We start from the raw sequence: 24201 nt of genomic DNA on the forward strand, positions 1-24201 counted from the left end.
CATTCACGTTCTCCTGTGCATAATAACGTTCAGCCAGCCATACCCTGGCAGAACGTTAGCAACGGACTGCCCTCAGGACTACGTGAAATGGAGCTGACGATGAAACGATCTTTTACCCTACCCAGTCTGCTGCTGAGCGCAGCAACTGCCAATACCACGGCACAATCAGCGGAATTCGCCAGTGCGGATTGCGTCACTGGCCTAAATGAAATTGGCCTGATTTCCGTGAACAACATTGCCGGCAGCCAGCAGGACGTTGAACACGCCATCGCCGTGAAGGCCGATGAACAAGGCGCGTCGTGGTACCGCATCGTGCAGATGTACGAAGAGCAGCAGCCGGATAACTGGCGGGTACAGGCGATTCTCTACGCCTGAGGTGCCTGGCGCCCTCGTCCCATCGCACGGAGCAATAAATCGTCCAGCGTCGGCGCATCCAGACGCATACCGCCGCGCGTGTCGAGCATCATACGGCACCAGGCTTCCGCCAGCGGCGGTGAGGCGTAACGCAGCATCTGCGCCCCGACACCGAGCATATAAACCAGACGGGTAATTTCTCTGCCTTGCTCTTCGGCGGGCCGCCGTAACAGCTGTTGCAGCTGCCGCCAGGCGCGGTCAAAATGACGATTCCGCCCTTTCACTTCCGCACACTCTGCCGCCAGCAGCTCCTGCGCCGCGGGGTGCTTACTCAACACCCGCATCACGTCCAGGCACATAATATTGCCGGAGCCTTCCCAGATGCTGTTGACCGGCATCTCACGATACAGACGCGGTAGCTCACTCTCTTCGCAATAGCCAATACCGCCCAGCACTTCCATCGCCTCCGCAACGAACGGCATCCCGGCTTTACAGATGGCAAACTTCGCCGCCGGCGTCCATAACCGGGCCCACAGCACCTCATTAGCGTCATCACGACGATCCCACGCCCGTGCCAGACGGAACAGAAAGGCGGTTTGCCCCTCCAGACGCAGCGCCATTTGACCCAGCACCTGACGCATCATCGGCTGATCGACCAGATGTTTCCCGAAGGCCTGACGTTGCAGCGCATGATACAGCGCCACCGAGTACGCCCGGCGCATTAAGGCATGGCTACCCAGCGCACAGTCAAAACGGGTCAGACCGCCCATTTTCAGGATCTGCCGCACACCATCGCCTTCGTCGCCAACCAGCCAGCCATGAGCCTCAAAAAGCTCCACTTCGCTGCTGGCATTAGAACGATTTCCCAACTTATCTTTTAGCCGTTCAAGGTGTAGCGCATTACGCTGCCCATCGGGAAGCAGGCGGGGCACGAAAAAGCAGGAGAGGCCTTCCGGCGCCTGAGCCAGCACCAGATGCGCATCGCTTTGCGGAACCGAGAAAAACCACTTATGTCCGGTCAGAAGATAAAAACCTTCCGCCGTTTTTTCTGCCCGGGTGGTGTTAACCAGAACATCAGATCCCCCCTGCTTTTCCGTCATTCCCATGCCAATCAACACCCCACGTTTCTGCGGGCCTGGGGCAAGATGCGGATCGTAGCGATCGCTTAACAGTGGTGACAACCAGTCGCTGAACGGTTCGGGCACGGCCCTCTGCAACAGCGGCGTGGCGGCGAACGTCATGGTTATCGGGCACAGCGTTCCCGCTTCCACCTGAGCGTGGAGCAAAAAGCGGGCGGCACGCGCGACAAACGCCCCGGTACGGGCCTCGTCCTGCCAGGCAAGGTTATGTACCTGGTTGGCACACAGCCCCTGCATCAGCAGGTGCCAGGCGGGGTGAAAGCGGACATCATCCAGCCGGTTGCCGCAGGCATCGTAGCGGAGCAACTCCGGCGGGTTGCTGTTCGCCAGCCTCCCCAGCTCCAGCGATTCCGCAGTTCCAAGTTGCTGACCGATGCTGGCCAGTAAATCGCTATCCCATCCCGCCCCTTCGCGTCCTACCGCTTCGCGCAGGGCGGTATCCGACAGAAACAGGTTGCTATTGCACAGCGGCGTGGGTTGGTTAAAGACGGTATGTGTCTGCCAGTGCATGGTGTATCCCTCCCTCAATGGCGTTGCCATTAAGTATGGTCACCCTGGACCAACCTCGCCCGCGAAAGCAGTCACAAAAAAGCCATCCCGAGGGATGGCTTTGCGTTTTGCTGTTAGCAGATCAATGTGTTTAGCTACGTTGACGCACCGCTTCAAACAGGCAAATACCGGTCGCTACCGAGACGTTCAATGAAGAAACGCTGCCCGCCATCGGGATGCTGATCAGCTCATCGCAATGTTCGCGAGTCAGACGACGCATGCCTTCGCCTTCCGCACCCATCACCAACGCCATTGGGCCGGTCATTTTGCTCTGGAACAGCGTGTGGTCAGCTTCACCGGCGGTCCCGACGATCCAGACGTTCTCTTCCTGCAACAAACGCATGGTACGTGCCAGGTTTGTCACACGGATAAGCGGAACATTCTCTGCCGCGCCACAGGCAACTTTTTTCGCCGTCGCGTTGAGCTGTGCAGAGCGGTCTCTCGGCACAATCACCGCATGAACGCCGGCGGCATCCGCGCTACGCAGGCAGGCGCCCAGGTTGTGCGGGTCGGTGACGCCATCCAGAATCAGCAGGAACGGCTGATCGAGGGAGGCCAGCAGGTCAGGCAGATCGTTCTCCTGATACTGCCGTCCCGGTTTCACGCGGGCGATGATCCCCTGATGTACTGCACCTTCGCTTTTCTCGTCAAGGAACTGACGGTTAGCGACCTGAATCACCACACCCTGCGCTTCCAGGGCGTGAATCAACGGCAGCAGACGTTTATCTTCACGGCCTTTCAGAATATAAACTTCCTGAAAACGCTCTGGAGCGCGTTCAAGCAGGGCCTGCACCGCGTGGATGCCGTAAATCATTTCACTCATTGATGTACTCGTTACGTGTTGGTATTGCCGTTGCGGCTTTGCAGACCGGGCGCCCCGGTCTGCAACATTGATCGATGCTTATTCAGCGACTTTTTTCTTTGCCGCGCGTTTCGCCTTGGTCGCCGCCGCGATTTTCTGCGTCTTGGCTGACGGCTTTTTAGCGGCCTTGTCTTTCTTCGCTTTCGCCGGCTTCGGTTTACCCTTATCACCACGGAAAGCGCTGTCTGGCTCGAAGTTCACCTGCTTGCCCGCCTGACGACGACGGCCGGAAGGTTTACCCGCGGTGTTCGCCTTCTTGGTCTTCTCCCGCGCGGTCTTGCCAACGTTGCGCGGACCGCGCTCGCTGGAGATCAGCGAGAAGTCGATCTTGCGCTCATCCATATTGACCGCTTCCACGCGGACTTCCACGCGATCGCCCAGACGGTAAGTCTGGCCACCGGATTCGCCGATCAAGCGTTGCCCGACCTGGTCGAAACGATAGTAGTCATTATCGAGGGAAGAAACATGAACCAGACCATCGATAAACAGTTCATCAAGGCGCACGAAGAAACCAAAACCGGTTACGCTGGCAATAACGCCTTTAAAGACGTTGCCCACCTGATCCAGCATGAAATCACACTTCAGCCAGTCAGACACTTCACGGGTGGCCTCGTCGGCACGGCGCTCGGTCATCGAGCAGTGCGCGCCAAGCTGCAGCATTTCGTCCATGCTGTAGTGCCAGCCGCCGGTTTCAGTGCTGTTGCCTTTATGACCCTGCTCTTTCGCCAGCAGATACTTGATCGCCCGGTGCAGCGACAGATCCGGGTAACGACGAATCGGTGAAGTGAAGTGCGCATAGGATTGCAGCGCCAGGCCAAAGTGACCGCGGTTTTCCGGATCGTACACCGCCTGCTTCATGGAACGCAGCAGCATCGTCTGCAGCATTTCATGATCCGGACGGTCAGCAATCGAAATCAGCAGCTCAGCATAGTCTCGCGGCTCTGGCTTATTCCCACCAGGCAGCTCCAGCCCCAGTTCCGCCAGCACGGAGCGGAACGCGGTAATCGCTTCGGTGCTCGGCTTATCGTGAATACGGAACAGCGCAGGCTCCAGCGCCTTCTCAACGAAGCGCGCGGCGGAGATGTTCGCCAGAATCATGCACTCTTCAATCAGCTTGTGCGCATCGTTACGCTGCGTCTGCTCAATGCGTTCGATACGACGTTCAGCGTTGAAGATGAACTTCGCTTCTTCACTCTCAAATGAGATCCCACCGCGTTCTTCACGGGCGCTATCCAGCACTTTATAGAGAGTGTGAAGCTCTTCAATATGCTTCACCAGCGGCGCATAGTGCTCACGCAGTTCCTGATCGCCCTGTAGCATATGCCACACTTTGGTATAGGTCAGGCGCGCGTGTGAACTCATCACCGCTTCATAGAATTTATATCCGGTCAGGCGCCCTTTGGAGGAGATAGTCATCTCACACACCATGCACAGGCGATCGACCTGCGGGTTCAGAGAGCAAAGGCCGTTGGAAAGCACTTCCGGCAGCATCGGGACAACCTGAGACGGGAAGTAGACCGATGTTCCGCGGCTACGAGCTTCCGCATCCAGCGGCGTGCCGGGGCGAACATAGTAGCTGACATCGGCAATGGCAACCCACAGGCGCCAGCCGCCACCGCGTTTTTTCTCGCAGTAGACTGCATCATCGAAATCGCGGGCATCTTCGCCGTCGATCGTTACCAGCGGCAGGTCACGTAAGTCCACGCGACCCACTTTCGCCTCTTCCGGTACCTGCTCTTTCAGCACCGAAACCTGTTTTTCCACCGCCGGCGGCCAGGTGTAAGGGATTTCGTGGGTGCGCAGCGCCATATCGACCGCCATGCCGGTGCCCATGTTATCGCCCAGCACTTCAACAATTTTGCCGATGGCTTTGGTACGACGGGTCGGGCGTTGGGTCAGTTCAACCACCACCACAAAGCCCATCCGCGCGCCCATGACCTCTTCCGGCGGAATTAAGATATCAAAGCTCAGACGGCTGTCGTCCGGCACGACGAAACCGACGCCGGCGTCAGTGAAGTAGCGGCCGACAATCTGGCTGGTTTTCGGTACCAGAATGCGCACCACGCGCGCTTCGCGGCGGCCTTTACGATCGGCACCCAGCGGCTGCGCCAGGATCTGATCGCCATGAATACACATTTTCATCTGCTCAGAAGAGAGATAAAGGTCGTCTTTGCGTCCTTCGACGCGCAGGAAGCCATAGCCATCGCGATGGCCGATAACGGTGCCTTTAAGCAGGTCAAGACGCTCCGGCAGCGCGTAGCACTGGCGGCGGGTAAAGACCAGCTGTCCGTCACGCTCCATCGCGCGCAAACGACGACGCAGCCCTTCGAGCTGCTCTTCTCCTTCGATATTCAGTTCTATCGCCAGCTCTTCACGGCTGGCCGGTTTTTCACGTTTTGTTAAATGATCGAGGATAAATTCCCGGCTTGGGATTGGATTCGCATACTTTTCAGCTTCGCGGTCCTGGAAAGGATCTTGTGACATGTCGGTTCCTCCGTTGTCATCTCTGATGTGAGTTTACGTCACTCCACCAGTAATAATTTATAAAGCGGTTGATTTTCTTCAACCAAATCAGCCAGCGTGTAGTTATCTAGTTCCTTAAGAAAACTTTGCGCAGCTTCAGCAAGCGCCTTTTTCAGGCGGCAGGCGGGAGTAATGTGGCAAAATTCGCTGCTGCAATTGACCAGCGATAGCGGCTCCAGATCGCGGACAACATCACCAACACGAATAGCTTGCGCTGGTTTACCCAGGCGAATCCCCCCGTTTTTTCCCCGCACGGCCATGACGTAACCAGCACGGCTTAACTGATTGATTATTTTAACCATATGATTACGGGAAACGCCGTAAACCTCCGTCACTTCGGAGATACTCGTCATTCTTCCATCCGGCAACGACGCCATGTAGATCAGCGCACGTAATCCGTAATCCGTAAAACTCGTTAACTGCACATCAACCTCAGGGTAAGGGGGAACGGTCAGCACTCGGGCTTCAGGTTGCTGCGCGAACAGGCGCATCCTGAATGCTTTAGAGCATTGATCCTCGGGTAAAAACGATATTGATACTGTATTGATGATAAACCAGCCAGCGCTCAGGCCGCTAATTTATTTGAAATGGGGCGGGTGAACAGCAAAAACAAGGGCGCCTGAACGGCGCCCCAGGTCATTAATTATGCGTCGAACGGATCGCGCAGAATCATCGTCTCAGTACGGTCAGGACCGGTAGAGATGATATCAACCGGTACACCGGTCAGCTCTTCAATACGAGCGATATAGTTCAGCGCCGTCTGCGGCAGACCGCTACGTGTTTTCACACCGAAGGTGGTTTCAGACCAGCCCGGCATGATTTCATAGATCGGCTCAATGCCTTCCCAGTTATCAGCAGCCAGCGGCGTGGTGGTCACTTCGCGGCCATCTGGCATACGGTAACCGACGCAGATTTTCACTTCTTTCAGGCCGTCCAGCACGTCCAGCTTGGTCAGACAGAAGCCAGACAGGGAGTTGATCTGCACCGCGCGACGGATCGCTACGATATCCAGCCAGCCGGTACGACGACGACGGCCAGTGGTGGCACCGAACTCGTTACCCTGCTTGCACAGGAACTCGCCGGTTTCATCAAACAGCTCTGTCGGGAACGGACCTGCACCAACGCGAGTTGAGTACGCTTTGATGATCCCCAGAACATAATCAACATAACGCGGACCCAGACCGGAACCTGTTGCCACGCCACCTGCAGTGGTGTTGGACGAGGTTACGTACGGATAGGTACCGTGGTCGATATCCAGCAGAGTACCCTGTGCGCCTTCGAACATCACGAAGTCGCCACGCTTGCGCGCCTGGTCCAGCAGATCGGACACATCAACAACCATCGCAGTCAGGATGTCGGCAATCGCCATCACATCATCCAGCACTTTCTGATAGTCAACCGCTTCTGCTTTGTAGAAATTCACCAGCTGGAAGTTGTGATATTCCATCACTTCTTTCAGTTTGTCAGCAAAGGTGGCTTTATCAAACAGATCGCCCACGCGCAGACCGCGGCGTGCGACTTTATCTTCGTAGGCTGGGCCGATACCGCGACCGGTGGTACCAATTGCTTTCGAACCACGTGCTTTCTCACGAGCAACATCGAGTGCGACGTGATAATCGAGGATAAGCGGGCAAGCTTCAGACAGCAGCAGACGCTCACGAACAGGGATACCACGGTCTTCCAGACCTTTCATCTCTTTCATCAGCGCAGCTGGAGACAGCACAACGCCATTACCGATGATGCTGGTAACGTTTTCGCGGAGAATACCTGATGGAATAAGATGGAGGACGGTTTTTTCACCGTTGATTACGAGAGTATGGCCAGCGTTGTGACCACCCTGGTAGCGCACAACATATTTAGCCCGTTCAGTCAGGAGATCGACGATCTTCCCTTTACCTTCGTCACCCCATTGGGTGCCCAGTACGACGACGTTGTTACCCATTTTTCAAAATCACCGTTTGCTTAAAAATGGATTCTACCATCGCTTTTTCAGAGTTACAGCACTTTTTGCAGTCAATATCAGGCAAGTCTGACCACTTTTTGATCAGTTTAACGATTTCGTCAACATGTAGTAGATGACAAACCCGGCGACCACAAGACCACCGCCAAAACGGCGTAATAAATTATCCGGAAGCTGGCTCATCGTCGCAATCATTCGCCGCCAGGCACGTGGATAAAGCAGTGGCCCGAGCCCTTCCAGAACTAAAACCAGCGCCAGTGCCAGCCAGATTGTTGAATTCATTATTGACCCTTATTTGTAAAACAAACCCGCTGCGATGAAGAAGCCCCGCTGCATACCCATGTTGTGTTCACCCTCATTTCATATTGTCTGGTATTTCCTCTGTTTTATGAACCGCTTTTATGAAACAAAATTCATAACTCGTTGTATTGAAGGTTATTTTCAAAATTGTAACTATGCCATCACGTATCCATGGGGGTACGCGGACAACATAACTAATTAGGATGATTAGCATGAGAGAATTAACCACAATTGAATTCGATGCCGTCAGCGGCGCTGGCTGGCTGCAAGATGGACTTGCCGCTCTGGGCGAGCAAGCAGGGGCGGCATTATGGTCGCTCGGCGGCAACGTACTGACCGTTGACCTGCCGATTATTGGCTCAATAAATATTGCAGATATTGCACCTGATCTTGGGAAAAACGTCGGCCACACTGCAGGATCGGTAGTTGGTGGCGCGATTGAAAGCACACTGGCAGGTGTGCCGGTTATCGGCGGTCTGCTGAATAAACTACTCGGTAACTAAACCCCGTTGTCGCGTTATAAAAAAGGCGCCTGTTAGGGCGCCTTTTTGCTGACATCATCTTATTAGCGAGTGGTCGCCGCAGGTGATTTCATATAGCGGAAGAAATCGCTATCCGGGCTAAGAACCATCACGTCCTGATTGCTCTGGAAGCTGTTCTCATAGGCCCGCAGGCTACGGATAAAGGCATAGAAGCCCGGATCCTGGCTGAATGCATCCGCAAACAGCTTGGCGGCCTCTGCATCGCCTTCACCACGCATAATACGGCCCTGACGTTCTGACTCAGCCAGCGTCTTGGTGACTTCATAGTCCGCGGTAGCGCGCAGCTTCTCAGCCTCTTCCTGACCCTGTGAACGGTGGCGACGAGCAACCGCTTCACGCTCGGCGCGCATACGGTTGTAAATCGCTTCCGACACTTCCGCCGGCAGGTTGATCTGCTTGATACGAACGTCAACGACTTCAATACCCAGTGCCGCCATACTGTTCGGGTTAATCACCGGGACTTTACCGTTGGTTTCTGTCGCCACGCGCTCCGCCGCTTTGGCGATAGCATCGTCGGCAGCCGGAGTGCTGACTTCATCTTCAGTCCCCGCAGAACCGGAGTTCAGTGCATCGCGGACTTCCAGGGTCAGACGACCACGGGAATCGGTCACGATATCTTTCACGTCCAGGCGACCAATTTCAGAGCGCAGACGGTCAGAGAACTTACGCTTCAGCAGAACCTCGGCCTGGGAGACGTCGCCGCCGCCGGTTGCCAGGTAATAGCGGCTGAAGTCGCTGATACGCCATTTAATGTAGGAGTCAACGATCAGGTCTTTCTTCTCTTTGGTGACAAAGCGATCGGCCTGGTTGTCCATGGTCTGAATACGCGCATCCAGCGTTTTCACTGATTCAATGAACGGGATCTTGAAGTGCAGACCCGGCGCATAGACCAGCGGTTTGTTTTCACTATCGCGCAGGACTTTACCAAAGCGCAGCGTAATGCCACGCTCGCCTTCTTTGACAACAAAGACAGACATGTAAAGCACTACCAGCACGATAACCACTATCGCAATAACAGGTTTACGCATCGTTATTCCCCCTGACGCTGGTAGTCGTTACGCTGCGCGTTAGCGCGGCGCTGGTCCATGATATTGCCGTCCGTAGTAGTCGACGTCGTACTGGCACTGCTTGAGCTTGATGCAGGCGGCAGGCGCAGCAGATCGCTGGCACCACTGCTACTGTTCTTTGCCGCTGGGGTACCAGCGCCTTTCAGCATCTGGTCCAGAGGCAGAACCATCAGGTTGCCGCCTTTATCGTTAACCAGCACTTTGCGAGTGTGGCTCAGCACTTTTTCCATGCTTTCGATATACAGACGTTCACGGGTAATTTCCGGCGCAGCTTTATACTCTGGCAGGATTTTCGCAAAGCGAGCCACTTCACCCTGAGCTTCGAGGACGGTCTGAGTCTTATACGCACGCGCCTCTTCGAGGATACGCTGTGCCTGACCATTGGCTCGCGGCTGCACTTCGTTGGTGTACGCTTCAGCTTCACGGATGTACTGCTGTTCGTTCTCACGAGCGGCAATAGCATCATCAAACGCGGCTTTCACTTCTTCAGGCGGACGAGCCGTCTGGAAGTTGACGTCCAGCAGAGTAATACCCATGTTGTACGGACGAATTGTCTCTTCCAGTTCACGCTGGGTATCGCTACGAATAACGGTACGACCTTCGGTCAGAATGCGGTCCATCGTGTACTTACCAATAACACCGCGCAGGGCGCTGTCGGTCGCCTGACGCAGGCTGTCGTCTGCGCTGGCTACGCTAAACAGGTAGCGCTCAGGATCGGTCACACGATACTGCACGTTCATCTCAACGCGTACGACGTTTTCATCAGACGTCAACATGACGCCAGAAGCCGCCAGTTCACGTACCGATTCAACGTTAACGGCCTGCACGTTATCGATAAAGGTCGGTTTCCAGTTAAGACCAGGCTCAACCAGATGACTGAATTTACCAAAGCGTGTTACCACACCACGTTCCGCTTCCTTGATGGTATAGAAACCGCTGGCTGCCCAGATAATTACCGCAGCGGCGGCAACGATGCCGACAATGCGTCCGCCCATCGGGCCGCGTGGTCCTTGAGAGCTGCTACCGCCCCCCTGGCCCCCTTTGCCGCCACCGAGACCGCCAAGTTTTTTACTTAACTTGCGGAAGATATCATCCAGATCGGGCGGCCCCTGCTCGCGACCACCTTTATTGCCATTTCCCCCGGAGTTGCCGCCTTGGTTATTGCTGCTCCCCCACGGGTCGCGGTCCTGTCCGTTATTACCGGGCTGATTCCACGCCATGTATATGCTCCATATTTGTTTTTGATATCCCCACAGGGGTTAATATCTTCAGGCAAGCTGCAAGGTCAAATCACGTAATCAACCAGCGCTGGCTCTTGTTTACAGAGGCGACGCCAGTCAACGATCGGCATGCGCACCTGCAGACTCACGCTGCCGTCATCCTCCATCCACTCTTTTTCTATCGCCTGAAGCTGATAGAACCGACTTCTCAGCCGCCCTTCCTGTGGCGGTAGGCGCAGCGTGTGCTGTGCCACTTCACCGGAAAGCCGTTCCGTCAAAGCCTGAAAAAGCAGTGGTACGCCAACCCCGGTCTGGGCGGAGAGCCAGACCCGAATTGGTTTATTCTCTTCATCCCGATCGATACGCGGTTCAAAATCATCCAGCATGTCGATTTTGTTCATCACCAGCAGCATCGGGATCTCATCGGCCTCGATTTCAGCGAGTACCGTATTAACTGCATCAATGTTTTCCTGTACACGGACATCGGCTGCATCAATCACATGCAGCAACAGGGTCGCCTGACGCGTCTCCTGCAGGGTGGCTTTAAACGCGGCAACCAGATCGTGTGGCAGATGGCGAATAAAGCCGACGGTGTCCGCCAGCACAGTCTCGCCAACATCGGCGACATCAATGCGACGTAGCGTCGGATCCAGCGTTGCGAACAACTGGTTCGCAGCATAGACCTCGGCTTCGGTTATCTGATTGAACAGCGTTGATTTTCCGGCGTTGGTGTAACCCACCAGCGAGACGGTTGGAATATCGGCTTTGGCTCGCGACCGCCGTCCTTGTTCACGCTGTTTTGACACCTTTTCCAGCCGCCCCAGGATCTGCATGATCCGGTTACGCAGCAGTCGACGGTCAGTTTCGAGCTGGGTTTCACCCGGGCCGCGCAAACCAATCCCGCCTTTTTGTCTTTCAAGGTGGGTCCAGCCACGAACCAGGCGCGTGGCCATATGGCGTAACTGTGCCAGCTCAACCTGCAGTTTCCCTTCATGGGTACGTGCGCGCTGGGCAAAAATATCTAAAATAAGACCTGTGCGATCGATAACCCGGCATTCGCATAAGCGTTCCAGGTTTCGTTCCTGAGCCGGGCTCAGAGCATGATCGAACAGCACGACTGACGCGCCGGTCGCTTTTACGGCTTCCGCAATTTCGACAGCCTTACCTTCACCAACAAAATATTTTGGGTGCGGTGCTTTACGGCTACCGGTAATCACCTGCATTGCTTCGACACCGGCAGAGGAGACCAGGGATTCAAACTCCTGAAGGTCTTCCATATCTTTGTCTTGCGAAAAATAGATGTGTACCAGCACCGCCTGCTCACCGGCATCATAACGGTCAAACAAGCATAAACCCCTTATCAAATACCAGCGGAGAACCCAGTTACCCGTCGTCTTTCAGGTCGCATGCGTTGGTGCTCTGACCCATGCGGGTCACCAAACACCTCTTTCAATATGCGTCTGACAAATGTGTTGTACCCAGTCATTCACTAACGTAAATGACTGGGGAGTCACTACATGCCGCTTTCCTGAAACCTGAAATGCATCGGTAAAACCTGGCTCCCCGGCATGGAAAAACAGCTAAACCTTACTCGGTGTCTTCGCTGTCTTGCTGCGGCGCAGAAGAACCCTGCGCGCTACCACCATGGTGATAGTTGCTTGTACCGCCGCCAGCATTATTGCTGTGGTGAGACACCGGGCGAGACGGGACAACAGTAGAAATTGCGTGCTTGTAGACCATCTGGCTGACCGTGTTTTTCAACAGGATCACGAACTGATCGAAAGACTCAATTTGCCCTTGCAGCTTAATACCATTCACCAAATAAATAGAAACCGGAACACGTTCCCGACGCAAAGCGTTCAGGAACGGATCTTGTAAAGATTGCCCCTTAGCCATTCTCTCTTTTCCTTATATGTATGCTTGTTTTGTACTCAGAACCTTACGATTCTTAAAAAAAATTACGCACGATACCGTTTAATTGTACACGTTCAGTCCTGGCTCGCACCAACTACCTGTAATACTTTGTTGAGCGCCTGTTCAGGGTGTTCACTATCTAACCAGTGAATATCTTCCCAGCCACGCAACCAGGTGATCTGACGTTTAGCTAACTGTCTCGTCGCGCAAACACCTCGATAAACCATTTCATCATACGAGATCTCGCCTTCAAGGTATGACCACATCTGGCGGTATCCGACACAACGAATGGAAGGCATGTCCGTATGCAAATCTCCGCGGGCAAAAAGCGCCCGTACTTCTGCTTCAAAACCCGAAGCCAACATCTGATGAAAACGCTGTTCAATGCGCTGATGGAGCAGTTCACGGCTCGCCGGGGCGATGGCGAACTGATGCACCTGGTAAGGCAGAGCGTCTCCTGACGTTTGCGTCAGTTCCGTTAAAGTTTTACCCGAAATGAAAAAAACTTCCAGTGCTCGGGAAAGTCTTTGCGGATCATTTGGATGAATACGCGCGGCCGCAACGGGATCGATCTCCTGTAGCTGCCGATGCAATGCGTGCCACCCCTGCTCTGCTGCCTGCTGCTCAATGTTGGCCCTGACCTGAGGGTCCGCCGACGGTAGCGGCGATAAACCTTCCAACAACGCTTTGAAATACAACATGGTTCCGCCAACCAGTAGCGGAATGCGCCCGGCAGCGACGATATCCGCCATTTCTGCCAGCGCATCACGGCGAAAATCAGCCGCGGAATAAGCCTCTGCCGGATCGCGAATGTCCAGCAACCGATGCGGTGCTGCACTCTGCTCCATGGCATCCGGCTTCGCAGTGCCGATATCCATTCCTCGATAGATAAGGGCGGAATCAACACTAATCAACTCTATCGGTAAAATTTTACGCAATGCAATCGCTAATGCGGTTTTACCGGAGGCCGTTGGGCCCATTAAAAATATTGCCTTAGGCAGGCTCGCCGTCGTGACATCACTCATCTTTCAGGGCATTCATCGCCGAATGTAAATCAACAGGTTGTAACAGACCACCCGGCGGCGCTTTTACCAGTTGCGGGCACAAACGTTCAACGTCTGCCAGAACGGTAATCGCCTGCGCCATATTCCACTGCGCATGTTCGCTCGCCAGATTACGCGCGATCCACTGCGCGATGTTGCCGACGTCGAATGCCTTTTGCTGCGCCAGGTAGCCTATCAGTTCAGGAATCAAGATTTGTAAATTTTGTTGTCTTAAGGGTAAAGGCACGGCGCGCACCGTTAAATGTTGCGCGTCCGATTGCACATCGATACCCAGCACTGCCAATGCCGATTGGGCTTTACCCAGCGCCTCTTTTTCCGCTGCGGAAGCTTTCAGACGCAGGGGGATCAACAGAGGCTGCGCGCAAACCGGCTCGACCGCTGGCGTCAGCTGCGCCTGCCGTAACCAGCGTTCCGCAACCGGCAACGACAACAGCGCCAGCTTACCGTCGCGCTCCAGCAAGGCACAGTCGCCCCCGACAATAGTCAGCACACGGCCAAAGCTCTGGCTGTGGCCAGATAGCCCTTCCGCCGCCGGCGTCGGTACAGTGTTTTTACGCTCAGCAGCCGGAGTATCCAGCAACTGGCGATAGAGCGCGCCCTGCTGTTTCTGGTAGCCCGGCTGCGCATGCGGCCAGCTGGCAGCCCCCGCGGCGGCAGGGCTGGTAGGCGCGCGTGGCGTATCGCTGGAAAAACGAGGCGCGGCAGGCTCACGAGCCACCGCGGGTTGTGCAAAGTGGTTGCCTCCCGCCGCCACCCGGTTTTCCGGAATCGATGGCCGCGACGGTGCCATCTCGTCATCGTCCTCCACCAGCGGCGCCTGAAGCTGCTGCTGGAGCACGCTCAATACGCCCTGGTAGATAAAATCATGGACCAGGCGCGACTGATGAAAGCGGACTTCATGCTTCGCCGGATGGACGTTCACATCCACCTGGTGTGGGTCGATCTCGAGATAGAGGACAAACGCCGGTTGCTGATCCGCCCCAAGCTTATCTTCGCAGGCCTGGCGAATCGCGTGATTAATTAACCGATCGCGCATCATGCGGCCATTCACATAACAGTACTGAATTTCCGCCAGTGCCGGGTTGGTATGCAGCGGATCGGCCACCCAGCCGCGCAGCGTCAGATCGCCATGCTGCCACTCAATCGCCAGAGCATGCTCCAGAAACGGCATGCCGCAGATCGCACCTAGCCGCCGCTCGCGCTGCCCACCTTCGGGCACAGCACGATACTGACGTACCGCTTTGCCGTTGTGGCTGAGATTAATCGTGACGTCGAAGCGCGCCAGCGCGATGCGTCTGACGATCTCATCAATATGGCCAAACTCGGTCTTTTCGGTGCGCATAAACTTACGTCGCGCCGGGGTGTTATAGAACAGATCCAGCACTTCGAGAGTGGTGCCAACCGGGTGTGCCGCCGGTTTGACCGTCACCTCCTGATCGCGACCTTCAGCATACGCCTGCCACGCTTCCTGCTGCTCCGCGGTACGGGAGGTGAGCGTCAGCCGGGCAACCGAGCTGATACTGGCCAGCGCTTCACCGCGGAAACCGAGGCTGATAATGGCTTCCAGATCGTCAAGGGTGGTAATTTTACTGGTGGCGTGACGAGCCAGCGCCAACGCCAGCTCATCCTTTTTGATACCGCAGCCGTTATCACGAATGCGGATAAGTTTTGCGCCGCCGCGTTCGATATCAATATCAATCCGCGTAGCGCCAGCATCGAGACTGTTTTCTACCAGCTCCTTCACTACCGACGCCGGACGTTCCACCACCTCACCTGCGGCAATCTGGTTGGCGAGCTGCGGCGGTAGAACCTGAATCGGCATGACTGACTCCTTAATTGATCAACGTCCTGCCAGGCGACGTGGCGCTGGCGGTTTGCGCTGGCTCACCGTGGGGTGCCGATTGTAGCGGGTGCTGCATAAAGTAGTTACGCAGACCGTTATAAATGGCTTCGGCAATCTGCTGCTGATAATTATCGCTGCCCAACAGACGCTCTTCCCCGTTGTTACTGATAAAGCCGGTTTCCACGAGGATCGACGGGATATCCGGCGAGCGCAGTACGCCCAGGCTGGCGTGTTCCGGACGACGTTTATGCAAATCGCCCACCCGCTGCAGCTGGCTTAATACGTTTGTCGCGACATCATACCCGACGCGCTGAGAATGGCCGAACTGTAAATCCAGTACCGCCTGGCTGAGGTAAGGATCTGACTGGCTGTTTGCCAGCACATCACCCGCCCCACCGAGCAGCTCCGACTGCTTCTCGTGCTGTTCAAGCCAGCCCGCCATTTCGCTGTTCGCACGGCGGTTGGACAGCACCCACACCGATGCACCGGTGGCATCGCGATTCGGCGCCGCATCGGCGTGAATCGACACCAGGAAGTTCGCATTCTGCTTACGCGCTACGTCTGAACGGCCCATCACCGAAATAAAATAGTCGCCATCGCGGGTCAGCACCGGCTTAAACAGCGGGTCGGCATTGAGCAGCGTGCGCAGTTTGCGGGCAATCGCGATGGTGACATTCTTCTCTTTGGTGCCATTAGGTCCGATGGCGCCAGGATCCTGGCCACCGTGGCCGGCATCTATCGCAATAATGACTTTTTCATCCGTAGCCACAGCGCGTGTTACCGGGCGCGTCGTGCTTTGGTTGTTGGTCATCGCGGTGGGGCGATCGCTCCCCGATGCACTGAATGGGTTGCGTGCCGGCGCAGCAGGACGTGCAGGCACTATCGGGGTTTCCACCCGCTTAGCGACTACCGGCGGTGGTGGTGGCGGTGCGTCGGCGTTAATGGTGAAGACGACGGTGTAGTTCGAACCATTTTGCTGTTTCACGGCACGTGTTTTGCCATTTTCGGTCAGATCGACCAACAGGCGCAGCGTCTGGGGATCCGTCGCCGTCCCCGAACGAATGCTCTTCACCAGATTGTTACCGCTAAACAGCAGTGGTAACCCCTGAAGCGCGCCGCTCTGCTTAATATCCAGCGCCACGGTACGCTTACCCTGTGCGCTAAACGAGTATTCGGGATCGCCAATAAAGCTGATAGTAATACGGGCCTGTTGATCGCCATTGGAGACCTGGATATCGGACAGACTTGCCGCAGTGGCCTGAATGCTTAACAGCATCAGCGCAGCGGCCAGCCAACTGGTTATACGATGAATCATCCCGCTATCCCTCAGGCTAAACGCGTCAATACAGACTCACCTAATGAGGAGACCGCCTTCACGCGCGCCTCACGCCCTTGTGCCTGATACTCAAGATGGATTTCGACATCCGGCTCAGGCAGAACACCCGCACCTTGTTGAGGCCATTCCACCAGGCAGATGGCATCATTTGCAAAATAATCGCGGATCCCCATAAATTCGAGCTCTTCGGGATCCGCCAGACGATAGAGGTCAAAGTGGTACACCATCAGATTTTCGAGGGTGTAGGGCTCGACCAGCGTATACGTTGGGCTTTTAACATTGCCGCGATGGCCGAGGGCGTGGAGAAAACCGCGACTAAAGGTCGTTTTACCGGCGCCTAAATCACCATACAGGTAGATGACCGTGGCGCCGGAACAAGCCTGCGCAATACGGTCACCCAAGTCTAAAGTTGCCTGCTCGTCAGCTAAAGGAATCACTCGGTTCATCATGGTCCAGGTCAATCACATCCGGGTTAACAACACGCCTGAGCGTGGAAAAGAGATCGGTCGCCAGCATCCCGCGGCTGCCATCACGGGCAGCCAGTCGGTCAGCGGCTTCGCCATGCGCGACACATCCGGCGCAGGCAGCATCATACGGCGTCAGTCGTTGTCCTGATAGCGCGGCGATAATGCCGGTCAGCACATCGCCCATGCCGCCGCTGGCCATGCCTGCGTTGCCCGCATCGATAATACCCATCTCGCCTGCTTCGCTGGCCACCACCGTACCCGCGCCTTTCAGCACGACCACGCCCCCGTACTGTTTTACCAGACGCTGTGCAGAAAGTAAGCGATCGCTTTCAATTTCTGCCACGCTGCAGTTCAACAAACGGGCGGCTTCACCGGGGTGCGGCGTCAGCACACGATTGTGACGTTTATCGGGAGTGATTGCCAGCAGGTTCAACGCATCCGCATCCCAGACCATCGGTTTACTAAAGTGCGCCACCTGACGCAGCGCCTGGGCCCCCCATTCGCGCTGCCCAAGCCCGGGGCCTATTGCTACCACATCGGCCCATTGCAGGCTCTCATCGAGACTCTGAGTTGTTAGTTCATGGACCATCAGTTCAGGCCGGGCCGCAACAATGGGAATAATATTGTCTTTGTGAGTAAGCACTCGCACCAGACCGGCACCAGCCCGTAGCGCCGCTTCACCGGCCATGCGAATCGCGCCCCCGGTGCCACAATCACCGCCGATAATGACCAACTTACCGTGATCGCCTTTGTGCGATGTCGGGCGTCTTGGCGGGAGCCAGTGGGCCAGTTGTGACGCATCGAAACGCCGTAGCGGCACCGTCTGCTCCGCCAACCAGGTTTCCAGCCCCAGGGCGTGATAATAAAGCCGGCCAACCACATCCCGGGCTTTCCCGGTCAGTAGTCCGGGCTTGAGACCAATGAACGTGATCGTACAGGCTGCGTCTATCACCGCTCCGGGAGTCGTCCCCGTTTGCGCGTGGAGTCCGGAGGGGATATCCAGCGCCACTATCGGGGCAGGATGGGCGTTCGCACGCTGGATCAGCGTGGCGACGTTTTCCCGTGGCGCACTCTGTAACCCGGTGCCGAGAAGCCCGTCGATAATCAGAGCAATATCCTGCGGCCAGGGGATCTCCGCCGCATGAATGGTCCCGCCGGCATCCAGCCACGCTTCACGGGCGGTAGCGGCCTCTTCCGGCAACGGCTTGTCGTTTTCCAGCGCCAGCAGCGTCACACGGATGCCGTCGGCCTGCGCCAGACGCGCCACCACATAGCCGTCACCGCCGTTATTACCGTGGCCACAGAGAATCAGCCAATGCTGGCTGGCAGGATAGTGGGCTCGGGCATGTTGATAGGCAGCCTCGCCGGCGCGCTGCATCAGTTCAAACAGCGTCAGGCCGAGGCTGTCCGCCGCCGCTTTTTCTGCGCGTCGCAGCGCATCTGCAGGCCAAATGAAGTGTGGTATACTGACAGGGTTTTTTGTCATTGTATGGTCCATCATGTCTGAGCCCCTCGATCTCAATACGTTAGCGCAGCAAATCAAGCAATGGGGCACTGAACTAGGGTTCCAGCAGGTCGGCATTACCGACACCGATCTCAGCACCAGCGAACCTAAACTACAGGCATGGCTGGACAAACAATACCACGGCGAGATGGAATGGATGGCGCGTCACGGTATGATGCGCGCCCGTCCCCATGAGCTCCAGCCCGGCACGTTACGTGTGATCAGCGTGCGGATGAATTATCTCCCCGCCAACGCCGCTTTTGCCCGCACCCTGAAAGACCCCTCACTGGGTTACGTCAGCCGTTATGCCCTTGGGCGTGATTATCATAAGCTGTTACGTAACCGCCTGAAAAAACTCGGCGAGATGATTCAGGAACAGTGTACTTCGCTCAATTTTAGACCGTTTGTCGATTCTGCGCCCATTCTGGAGCGCCCGTTAGCGGAAAAAGCCGGTCTGGGCTGGACAGGTAAGCATTCGCTTATCCTTAATCGCGATGCCGGATCGTTTTTTTTCCTCGGCGAACTGCTGGTCGATATCCCTCTTCCCATCGATAGCCCGGTGGAGGAAGCGTGCGGACGCTGTGTGGCCTGCATGACGATCTGCCCGACCGGGGCGATCGTTGAGCCGTATACCGTCGATGCCCGCCGCTGTATCTCCTATCTGACCATCGAACTGGAGGGGGCAATACCCGAAGAGTTTCGTCCGCTCATTGGCAACCGCATCTATGGCTGCGATGACTGCCAGCTCATCTGCCCGTGGAACCGCTTTTCGCAGCTAACAGATGAAGAGGACTTCAGCCCGCGTAAAGCGCTACATGCGCCGCCGCTGGTAGAGCTGTTTGCCTGGAGCGAAGCGCATTTTCTGAAAGTTACCGAAGGGTCCGCGATTCGCCGTATTGGCCATCTGCGCTGGCTGCGTAATATTGCCGTTGCGCTGGGCAATGCCGCCTGGGATGACGCGCATCTCAGCGCGCTGGAGAGTCGCCGGGGTGAGCACCCACTACTTGATGAACACATTGAGTGGGCGGTCGCTCAGCAAATCGAGAAGCGAAATACTGACGTCATTGAAGTGCAGCTGCCGAAAAAACAGCGGCTGGTTCGGGTGATTGAAAAAGGGCTACCAAGGGATGCCTGATTCATTCACAGGCTGTGAATAAAAACAAAAACACATTGCGTTTCAACATGCAGACGTTCGTCAAGTGATCGCGATAACACTTTGAAATGAATTTTTATTATTAAATTTCAACAGGATGGGCTGATATTATTTACAAAATGAAGTTATTCATCTGGAAATGCACAGACGCTAACCTGTGGATAACTCTGTTTACAGTATTTTTGATGTGACGCTGAAAAGCATCGCAGATGCGATTTGCACTGTGGATAAACTGAAGATGAGAAGAAATTTTGGAGCGGGAAACGAGACTCGAACTCGCGACCCCGACCTTGGCAAGGTCGTGCTCTACCAACTGAGCTATTCCCGCTTGGGTATGGTGACTTTCAAATTTTGGAGCGGGAAACGAGACTCGAACTCGCGACCCCGACCTTGGCAAGGTCGTGCTCTACCAACTGAGCTATTCCCGCTTGGGTATGGTACTTTTCAAATTTTGGAGCGGGAAACGAGACTCGAACTCGCGACCCCGACCTTGGCAAGGTCGTGCTCTACCAACTGAGCTATTCCCGCGTACTTCTTGGTATTTCTGGCCATATTTCTACGGCGTCGTGATTTGCATTTCTGCTTCGTCACGGGAGGCGCATTATACGAGAATTCGATGGAGCTGCAACCCCCCGGCGAACACTTTTTTGCGTTTTTTGTCTGAATGGACACTTTATCGCCAACCAACGCGTCAAATTGTACAAATAAGCGCCGAACAAGGCAAAATAACTTTTTCCGACCCCGCTAAGGGCGCAAAATCGCTCAGATTTGTGGGTCGCGATACCCGCAGACGGTCAACCACAATGACAAACAGGGAATTAACATGAAAAGAGCGCTTTCGGTCCTGCTGCTGACCACGCTTGCTGCAGGAACAGCATCCGCGACGACGCTGCATTTTGGTACCACCACGGCCAATCCGCCCTTTGAAACCGTCAACGCCAAAAACCAGCCCTCAGGTTTTGATATCGACCTGGCCAAAGCACTCTGCAAGCAAATGCAGGCCGAGTGCACATTCACCCCACAGCACTTTGACACGCTGATTCCTGCGCTGCGCTTTAAAAAGTTCGACGCCATCATCGCCGGTATCGAAGTGATTCCAATGCGCGAAAAACAGGTGGCATTCACCCAGCCCTATCGTCAGGCGCTCTCTGGCGTGGTGGTCACCGCGAAAGGTGCCGCCCATCACTTCACTGATCTGAAGGGCAAAACGCTTGGCGTCGTCAAAGGCAGCATTCACCAGCATTACCTGCAGGACAAACAAAAAGGGGTGAACGTGCAGATTTACGCCAATAGCGACACCGCGCTCGGAGCCCTGAAAGCAGGAAGCGTGGATGGCGTGATGGGTGACCAGACGACCCTCGACCAGTGGCTGCCGGATAATCCTGACTACGCGATGATGGATGAACGTGCCACTGACCCGAGCTATTACGGTAAGCAATACGCAATTGCGGTGCGTAAAGACGACCCGGAGTTGCTCAATACGATGAATGCCGCGCTGGAGGTGGTGAAAGCCTCGCCGGATTTCCAGGCCATGGAACAGAAGTGGTTTAAATAGAAGATCTGCGCCGGGGCCGTCTGACCCCGGCGTTAGGATTACAGTTGAATAAAGTGTTCGCGATAGTAAGCCAGCTCAGCCACCGACTCGCGGATATCATCCATCGCCTGATGGGTCCCCTGCTTTTTAAAGCCATCGAGGATTTCCGGCTTCCAGCGGCGCGCCAGCTCTTTCAGGGTGCTGACGTCCAGGTAGCGGTAGTGGAAATAGGCTTCCAGCTCCGGCATATATTTGAACAGGAAGCGGCGGTCCTGACCAATGCTGTTCCCACAAATCGGTGATTTACCTGCCGGCACCCACTGTTTAAGAAATTCGATCGTCGCCAGCTCCGCTTCACGGTCACCTTGAGTGCTGGCCTTCACGCGCTCGACCAGGCCGCTCCCGGTATGGGTACGCACGTTCCAGTCATCCATCAGCGCCAGCTGCGCGTCAGACTGGTGTACCGCAATCGTCGGTCCTTCTGCCAGGATGTTAAGGTGTGCATCGGTCACCAGGGTGGCGATTTCAATAATGCGATCGCGCTCTGGATCCAGCCCTGTCATTTCAAGATCAATCCAAATCAGGTTGTTTTCATCTGCACTCATGCTATTTTCCACCCATAATTTTACCATTCTGGCCCGTAAAATTTCAGGATGCAGGCGGAACAATGCACCAGCATCTTGCAAGATGACGGGTCGATATTCATCTTAGATCGCGTGTATCATAGAGGTTTTGCCCACTCAGGGCGACCAGGAGCCAGTTCGATTGAGTAAAAATAAGCTCTCCAAAGGCCAACAGCGCCGCGTGAAGGCCAATCATCAGCGCCGCCTGAAAACGACTTCGGAGAAGGCCGATTACGATGACAACCTGTTTGGCGAAACGTCCGAAGGCATCGTGATCAGCCGGTTTGGTATGCATGCCGATGTCGAATCCGCCGACGGTAGCGTTCACCGCTGCAACATTCGCCGTACTATCCGTTCACTGGTGACCGGCGACCGTGTCGTCTGGAGACCCGGCAAAGATGCCGCTGACGGCGTCAACGTCAAAGGGATTGTTGAGGCGGTACACGACCGAACCTCCGTTCTGACACGCCCGGACTTCTACGACGGCGTCAAACCTATCGCTGCCAACATCGATCAAATCGTGATTGTTTCCGCAATTTTGCCCGAACTGTCATTAAACATTATTGACCGTTATCTGGTGGCCTGCGAAACGCTGGATGTTGAACCCCTGATTGTGCTCAACAAAACCGATCTGCTGGATGCCGACGGCATGGCCTTCGTTAACGAGCAGATGGATATCTATCGCGGTATCGGCTACCGCGTGTTGATGGTTTCAAGCCGTACACAGGACGGTCTGAAACCGCTTGAAGACGCGCTCACCGACCGCATCAGTATTTTTGCCGGGCAGTCCGGGGTGGGGAAATCCAGCCTGCTGAACGCATTGCTGGGCCTGCATGAAGATCAGATCCTGACCAACGATGTGTCTGACAACTCAGGGCTGGGCCAGCACACCACCACCGCAGCCCGCCTCTATCACTTCCCGCACGGCGGCGATGTGATCGACTCCCCTGGCGTGCGTGAATTCGGTTTATGGCATCTGGAAGCGGAACAAATTACCCACGGCTTTGTCGAATTCCACGATTATTTAGGCCGTTGCAAATATCGCGACTGCAAGCACGATACCGATCCTGGCTGCGCGCTGCGCGAAGCGGTCGAAAATGGCCAAATCGCTGAGAGCCGTTTTGCAAACTATCACCGCATCCTGGAAAGCATGACCCAGGTACAGGTAAAAACGCGTAAAAGCTTTTCATCATCCGATGACTGACAATTAAGCTGAGCATCATTAGAATCGTCCCCCTTTTTTCAGGTCCCCGCGCGTTTGCGGGGTCAGGAACGACAAATCATGGCCTGGAGGCTACCTTGTTAAACGATCTTAAACTTTCACTGCAATACATTCTGCCTAAACTGTGGCTCACCCGCCTCGCAGGCTGGGGTGCGAGCAAGCGAGCGGGCTGGCTGACGAAACTGGTCATCGATCTGTTCGTGAAATGCTACAAGGTCGATATGAAAGAGGCGCAGAAGCCTGATACCGCCAGCTACCGCACCTTTAACGATTTCTTCGTGCGCCCGCTGCGCGAAGAAGTGCGTCCAGTTAACACCGATCCTAACGTGCTGGTCATGCCTGCCGACGGCGCCATCAGTCAGCTAGGCGCTATTGAAGACAATAAAATTCTGCAGGCTAAGGGCCACAACTACACCCTGGAAGCCCTGCTGGCAGGCAACTACCAGATGGCCGATCTGTTCCGTAACGGCAGCTTCGCCACCACCTACCTGTCACCGCGTGACTACCACCGCGTGCATATGCCATGCAACGGCATCCTGCGTGAAATGATCTATGTGCCAGGCGATCTGTTCTCCGTGAACCACCTGACTGCCCGGAACGTGCCGAATCTGTTTGCCCGTAACGAACGCGTGATCTGCCTGTTTGATACAGAATTTGGTCCGATGGCACAAATTCTGGTGGGCGCAACGATTGTCGGTAGCATTGAAACCGTATGGTCCGGTACGGTCACCCCGCCGCGTGAAGGTATCATCAAACGCTGGACCTGGCCGGCAGGCGACAGCGAAGGTTCTATCGCGCTGCTGAAAGGCCAGGAGATGGGCCGCTTTAAGCTCGGTTCAACCGTTATCAACCTGTTCGCGCCGGGTAAAGTGAAGCTAGTTGAGCAGTTGCAAAGCCTCTCCGTCACGCAGCTCGGTCAGCCGCTGGCGACTGCCGTCGAGACCCCGTCCGCGGTCGAAGACGACGCCACACCACTGAACGACGCCACACAAGACGAAGGTTAATTCCTGACTAAAAAGGGTTAT

Annotated in this window: 22 protein-coding genes and 3 tRNA genes; 6 read left to right on the forward strand and 19 right to left on the reverse strand. The window is 55.5% G+C overall.

Annotated elements, in window-relative coordinates:
- Positions 1-99: 99 nt before the first annotated feature.
- Positions 100-375: a DUF1471 family protease activator YjfN gene (gene yjfN / locus ACMYSP_RS10295; RefSeq protein ID WP_174509889.1), complete on the forward strand. Its 276-nt coding sequence runs from the start codon at positions 100-102 to the stop codon at positions 373-375.
- Here the strand turns inward: yjfN and ACMYSP_RS10300 are convergent.
- From ACMYSP_RS10300 to ACMYSP_RS10325, 6 genes are all read right to left on the reverse strand, one after another.
- Positions 366-2003, reverse strand: a complete 1638-nt coding sequence (locus ACMYSP_RS10300; protein WP_434586652.1) for an isovaleryl-CoA dehydrogenase — start codon at positions 2001-2003, stop codon at positions 366-368. The two genes, yjfN and ACMYSP_RS10300, sit on opposite strands and share 10 nt — an antisense overlap.
- 130 nt (positions 2004-2133) lie before the next feature.
- Positions 2134-2865: a 23S rRNA (guanosine(2251)-2'-O)-methyltransferase RlmB gene (rlmB, locus tag ACMYSP_RS10305; RefSeq protein ID WP_123757853.1), complete on the reverse strand. Its 732-nt coding sequence runs from the start codon at positions 2863-2865 to the stop codon at positions 2134-2136.
- 78 nt (positions 2866-2943) lie between these two features.
- Positions 2944-5388, reverse strand: coding sequence for a ribonuclease R (rnr, locus tag ACMYSP_RS10310; protein WP_434586653.1), 2445 nt, complete (start codon positions 5386-5388; stop codon positions 2944-2946).
- Positions 5389-5426: 38 nt separating this feature from the next.
- A complete protein-coding gene (gene nsrR / locus ACMYSP_RS10315) occupies positions 5427-5852 on the reverse strand; it encodes a nitric oxide-sensing transcriptional repressor NsrR (protein WP_123757981.1) in 426 nt (141 codons plus the stop codon).
- Between the two features lie 218 nt (positions 5853-6070).
- Positions 6071-7369, reverse strand: coding sequence for an adenylosuccinate synthase (locus tag ACMYSP_RS10320; protein WP_434586654.1), 1299 nt, complete (start codon positions 7367-7369; stop codon positions 6071-6073).
- A gap of 102 nt (positions 7370-7471) precedes the next feature.
- The gene (locus ACMYSP_RS10325; protein ID WP_434586655.1) at positions 7472-7669 is read right to left on the reverse strand and encodes a DUF2065 domain-containing protein; all 198 of its coding nucleotides are present in this window, start codon (positions 7667-7669) and stop codon (positions 7472-7474) included.
- 230 nt (positions 7670-7899) lie between these two features.
- Between ACMYSP_RS10325 and ACMYSP_RS10330 the strand changes: the two genes are divergently transcribed.
- Positions 7900-8190 (forward strand): hypothetical protein, encoded by a 291-nt coding sequence (locus tag ACMYSP_RS10330; RefSeq protein ID WP_434586657.1) that lies wholly within the window; start codon positions 7900-7902, stop codon positions 8188-8190.
- Between the two features lie 62 nt (positions 8191-8252).
- Here ACMYSP_RS10330 and hflC read toward each other — a convergent pair whose 3' ends face one another.
- The 9 genes from hflC to nnr all read right to left on the reverse strand — a co-directional run bounded on the left by hflC (position 8253) and on the right by nnr (position 18626).
- Positions 8253-9257 carry a protease modulator HflC gene (gene hflC / locus ACMYSP_RS10335; RefSeq protein WP_434586658.1) on the reverse strand — a complete coding sequence of 335 codons (1005 nt, stop codon included), beginning with the start codon at positions 9255-9257 and terminating at the stop codon, positions 8253-8255.
- 2 nt (positions 9258-9259) lie between these two features.
- Complete coding sequence (gene hflK / locus ACMYSP_RS10340) at positions 9260-10516, reverse strand: FtsH protease activity modulator HflK (protein WP_123757848.1); 1257 nt, start codon at positions 10514-10516, stop codon at positions 9260-9262.
- A 65-nt stretch (positions 10517-10581) separates the two neighbouring features.
- Positions 10582-11862 (reverse strand): ribosome rescue GTPase HflX, encoded by a 1281-nt coding sequence (hflX, locus tag ACMYSP_RS10345; protein ID WP_123757847.1) that lies wholly within the window; start codon positions 11860-11862, stop codon positions 10582-10584.
- A gap of 241 nt (positions 11863-12103) precedes the next feature.
- A complete protein-coding gene (hfq, locus tag ACMYSP_RS10350; protein ID WP_004857035.1) occupies positions 12104-12412 on the reverse strand; it encodes an RNA chaperone Hfq in 309 nt (102 codons plus the stop codon).
- Between the two features lie 92 nt (positions 12413-12504).
- Entirely contained in the window at positions 12505-13455 is a 951-nt protein-coding gene (gene miaA, locus ACMYSP_RS10355) for a tRNA (adenosine(37)-N6)-dimethylallyltransferase MiaA (protein ID WP_434586661.1), read from the reverse strand.
- Entirely contained in the window at positions 13448-15316 is a 1869-nt protein-coding gene (gene mutL, locus ACMYSP_RS10360) for a DNA mismatch repair endonuclease MutL (RefSeq protein WP_434586662.1), read from the reverse strand. Before mutL ends, miaA begins: the two co-directional genes overlap by 8 nt.
- A gap of 10 nt (positions 15317-15326) precedes the next feature.
- Positions 15327-16652, reverse strand: coding sequence for an N-acetylmuramoyl-L-alanine amidase AmiB (gene amiB / locus ACMYSP_RS10365; RefSeq protein ID WP_434586663.1), 1326 nt, complete (start codon positions 16650-16652; stop codon positions 15327-15329).
- Between the two features lie 11 nt (positions 16653-16663).
- On the reverse strand, positions 16664-17122 hold the full coding sequence (gene tsaE, locus ACMYSP_RS10370) for a tRNA (adenosine(37)-N6)-threonylcarbamoyltransferase complex ATPase subunit type 1 TsaE (protein ID WP_434586664.1): 459 nt from the start codon (positions 17120-17122) through the stop codon (positions 16664-16666).
- Complete coding sequence (gene nnr, locus ACMYSP_RS10375; protein ID WP_434586666.1) at positions 17094-18626, reverse strand: bifunctional ADP-dependent NAD(P)H-hydrate dehydratase/NAD(P)H-hydrate epimerase; 1533 nt, start codon at positions 18624-18626, stop codon at positions 17094-17096. Before nnr ends, tsaE begins: the two co-directional genes overlap by 29 nt.
- A 13-nt stretch (positions 18627-18639) precedes the next feature.
- Here nnr and queG point away from each other — a divergent pair, with 13 nt between their 5' ends.
- Entirely contained in the window at positions 18640-19779 is a 1140-nt protein-coding gene (queG, locus tag ACMYSP_RS10380) for a tRNA epoxyqueuosine(34) reductase QueG (protein WP_434586668.1), read from the forward strand.
- A gap of 270 nt (positions 19780-20049) precedes the next feature.
- Here the strand turns inward: queG and ACMYSP_RS10385 are convergent.
- The 3 genes from ACMYSP_RS10385 to ACMYSP_RS10395 form a co-directional block, all read right to left on the reverse strand.
- Positions 20050-20125, reverse strand: a tRNA-Gly gene (locus ACMYSP_RS10385).
- Positions 20126-20149: 24 nt separating this feature from the next.
- Positions 20150-20225: transfer RNA gene (locus ACMYSP_RS10390), tRNA-Gly, on the reverse strand.
- A 24-nt stretch (positions 20226-20249) separates the two neighbouring features.
- Positions 20250-20325 (reverse strand) — tRNA-Gly (locus ACMYSP_RS10395).
- A 295-nt stretch (positions 20326-20620) separates the two neighbouring features.
- On the opposite strand from ACMYSP_RS10395, the gene ACMYSP_RS10400 reads away from it, so the two are divergent.
- A complete protein-coding gene (locus ACMYSP_RS10400) occupies positions 20621-21352 on the forward strand; it encodes an arginine ABC transporter substrate-binding protein (RefSeq protein ID WP_434586669.1) in 732 nt (243 codons plus the stop codon).
- Positions 21353-21390: 38 nt separating this feature from the next.
- Here ACMYSP_RS10400 and orn read toward each other — a convergent pair whose 3' ends face one another.
- Complete coding sequence (gene orn, locus ACMYSP_RS10405; protein WP_123757839.1) at positions 21391-21936, reverse strand: oligoribonuclease; 546 nt, start codon at positions 21934-21936, stop codon at positions 21391-21393.
- Positions 21937-22096: 160 nt separating this feature from the next.
- On the opposite strand from orn, the gene rsgA reads away from it, so the two are divergent.
- Positions 22097-23158 (forward strand): small ribosomal subunit biogenesis GTPase RsgA, encoded by a 1062-nt coding sequence (gene rsgA / locus ACMYSP_RS10410; RefSeq protein WP_434586670.1) that lies wholly within the window; start codon positions 22097-22099, stop codon positions 23156-23158.
- 95 nt (positions 23159-23253) lie between these two features.
- Positions 23254-24180 (forward strand): archaetidylserine decarboxylase, encoded by a 927-nt coding sequence (gene asd / locus ACMYSP_RS10415; protein WP_434586671.1) that lies wholly within the window; start codon positions 23254-23256, stop codon positions 24178-24180.
- Positions 24181-24201 lie beyond the last annotated feature (21 nt).

It is taken from the genome of Klebsiella sp. R390 (assembly GCF_051131745.1).
Taxonomy (GTDB): domain Bacteria; phylum Pseudomonadota; class Gammaproteobacteria; order Enterobacterales; family Enterobacteriaceae; genus Klebsiella.

Bases quoted from the DNA above. Each gene is read 5' to 3' on its own strand.
- yjfN (WP_174509889.1), top strand. From the start codon at position 100: ATGAAACGATCTTTTACCCTACCCAGTCTGCTGCTGAGCGCAGCAACT.
- ACMYSP_RS10300 (WP_434586652.1), bottom strand. From the start codon at position 2,003: ATGCACTGGCAGACACATACCGTCTTTAACCAACCCACGCCGCTGTGC.
- rlmB (WP_123757853.1), bottom strand. From the start codon at position 2,865: ATGAGTGAAATGATTTACGGCATCCACGCGGTGCAGGCCCTGCTTGAA.
- rnr (WP_434586653.1), bottom strand. From the start codon at position 5,388: ATGTCACAAGATCCTTTCCAGGACCGCGAAGCTGAAAAGTATGCGAAT.
- ACMYSP_RS10320 (WP_434586654.1), bottom strand. From the start codon at position 7,369: ATGGGTAACAACGTCGTCGTACTGGGCACCCAATGGGGTGACGAAGGT.
- ACMYSP_RS10325 (WP_434586655.1), bottom strand. From the start codon at position 7,669: ATGAATTCAACAATCTGGCTGGCACTGGCGCTGGTTTTAGTTCTGGAA.
- ACMYSP_RS10330 (WP_434586657.1), top strand. From the start codon at position 7,900: ATGAGAGAATTAACCACAATTGAATTCGATGCCGTCAGCGGCGCTGGC.
- hflC (WP_434586658.1), bottom strand. From the start codon at position 9,257: ATGCGTAAACCTGTTATTGCGATAGTGGTTATCGTGCTGGTAGTGCTT.
- hflK (WP_123757848.1), bottom strand. From the start codon at position 10,516: ATGGCGTGGAATCAGCCCGGTAATAACGGACAGGACCGCGACCCGTGG.
- hfq (WP_004857035.1), bottom strand. From the start codon at position 12,412: ATGGCTAAGGGGCAATCTTTACAAGATCCGTTCCTGAACGCTTTGCGT.
- miaA (WP_434586661.1), bottom strand. From the start codon at position 13,455: ATGAGTGATGTCACGACGGCGAGCCTGCCTAAGGCAATATTTTTAATG.
- mutL (WP_434586662.1), bottom strand. From the start codon at position 15,316: ATGCCGATTCAGGTTCTACCGCCGCAGCTCGCCAACCAGATTGCCGCA.
- amiB (WP_434586663.1), bottom strand. From the start codon at position 16,652: ATGATTCATCGTATAACCAGTTGGCTGGCCGCTGCGCTGATGCTGTTA.
- tsaE (WP_434586664.1), bottom strand. From the start codon at position 17,122: ATGATGAACCGAGTGATTCCTTTAGCTGACGAGCAGGCAACTTTAGAC.
- nnr (WP_434586666.1), bottom strand. From the start codon at position 18,626: ATGACAAAAAACCCTGTCAGTATACCACACTTCATTTGGCCTGCAGAT.
- queG (WP_434586668.1), top strand. From the start codon at position 18,640: ATGTCTGAGCCCCTCGATCTCAATACGTTAGCGCAGCAAATCAAGCAA.
- ACMYSP_RS10400 (WP_434586669.1), top strand. From the start codon at position 20,621: ATGAAAAGAGCGCTTTCGGTCCTGCTGCTGACCACGCTTGCTGCAGGA.
- orn (WP_123757839.1), bottom strand. From the start codon at position 21,936: ATGAGTGCAGATGAAAACAACCTGATTTGGATTGATCTTGAAATGACA.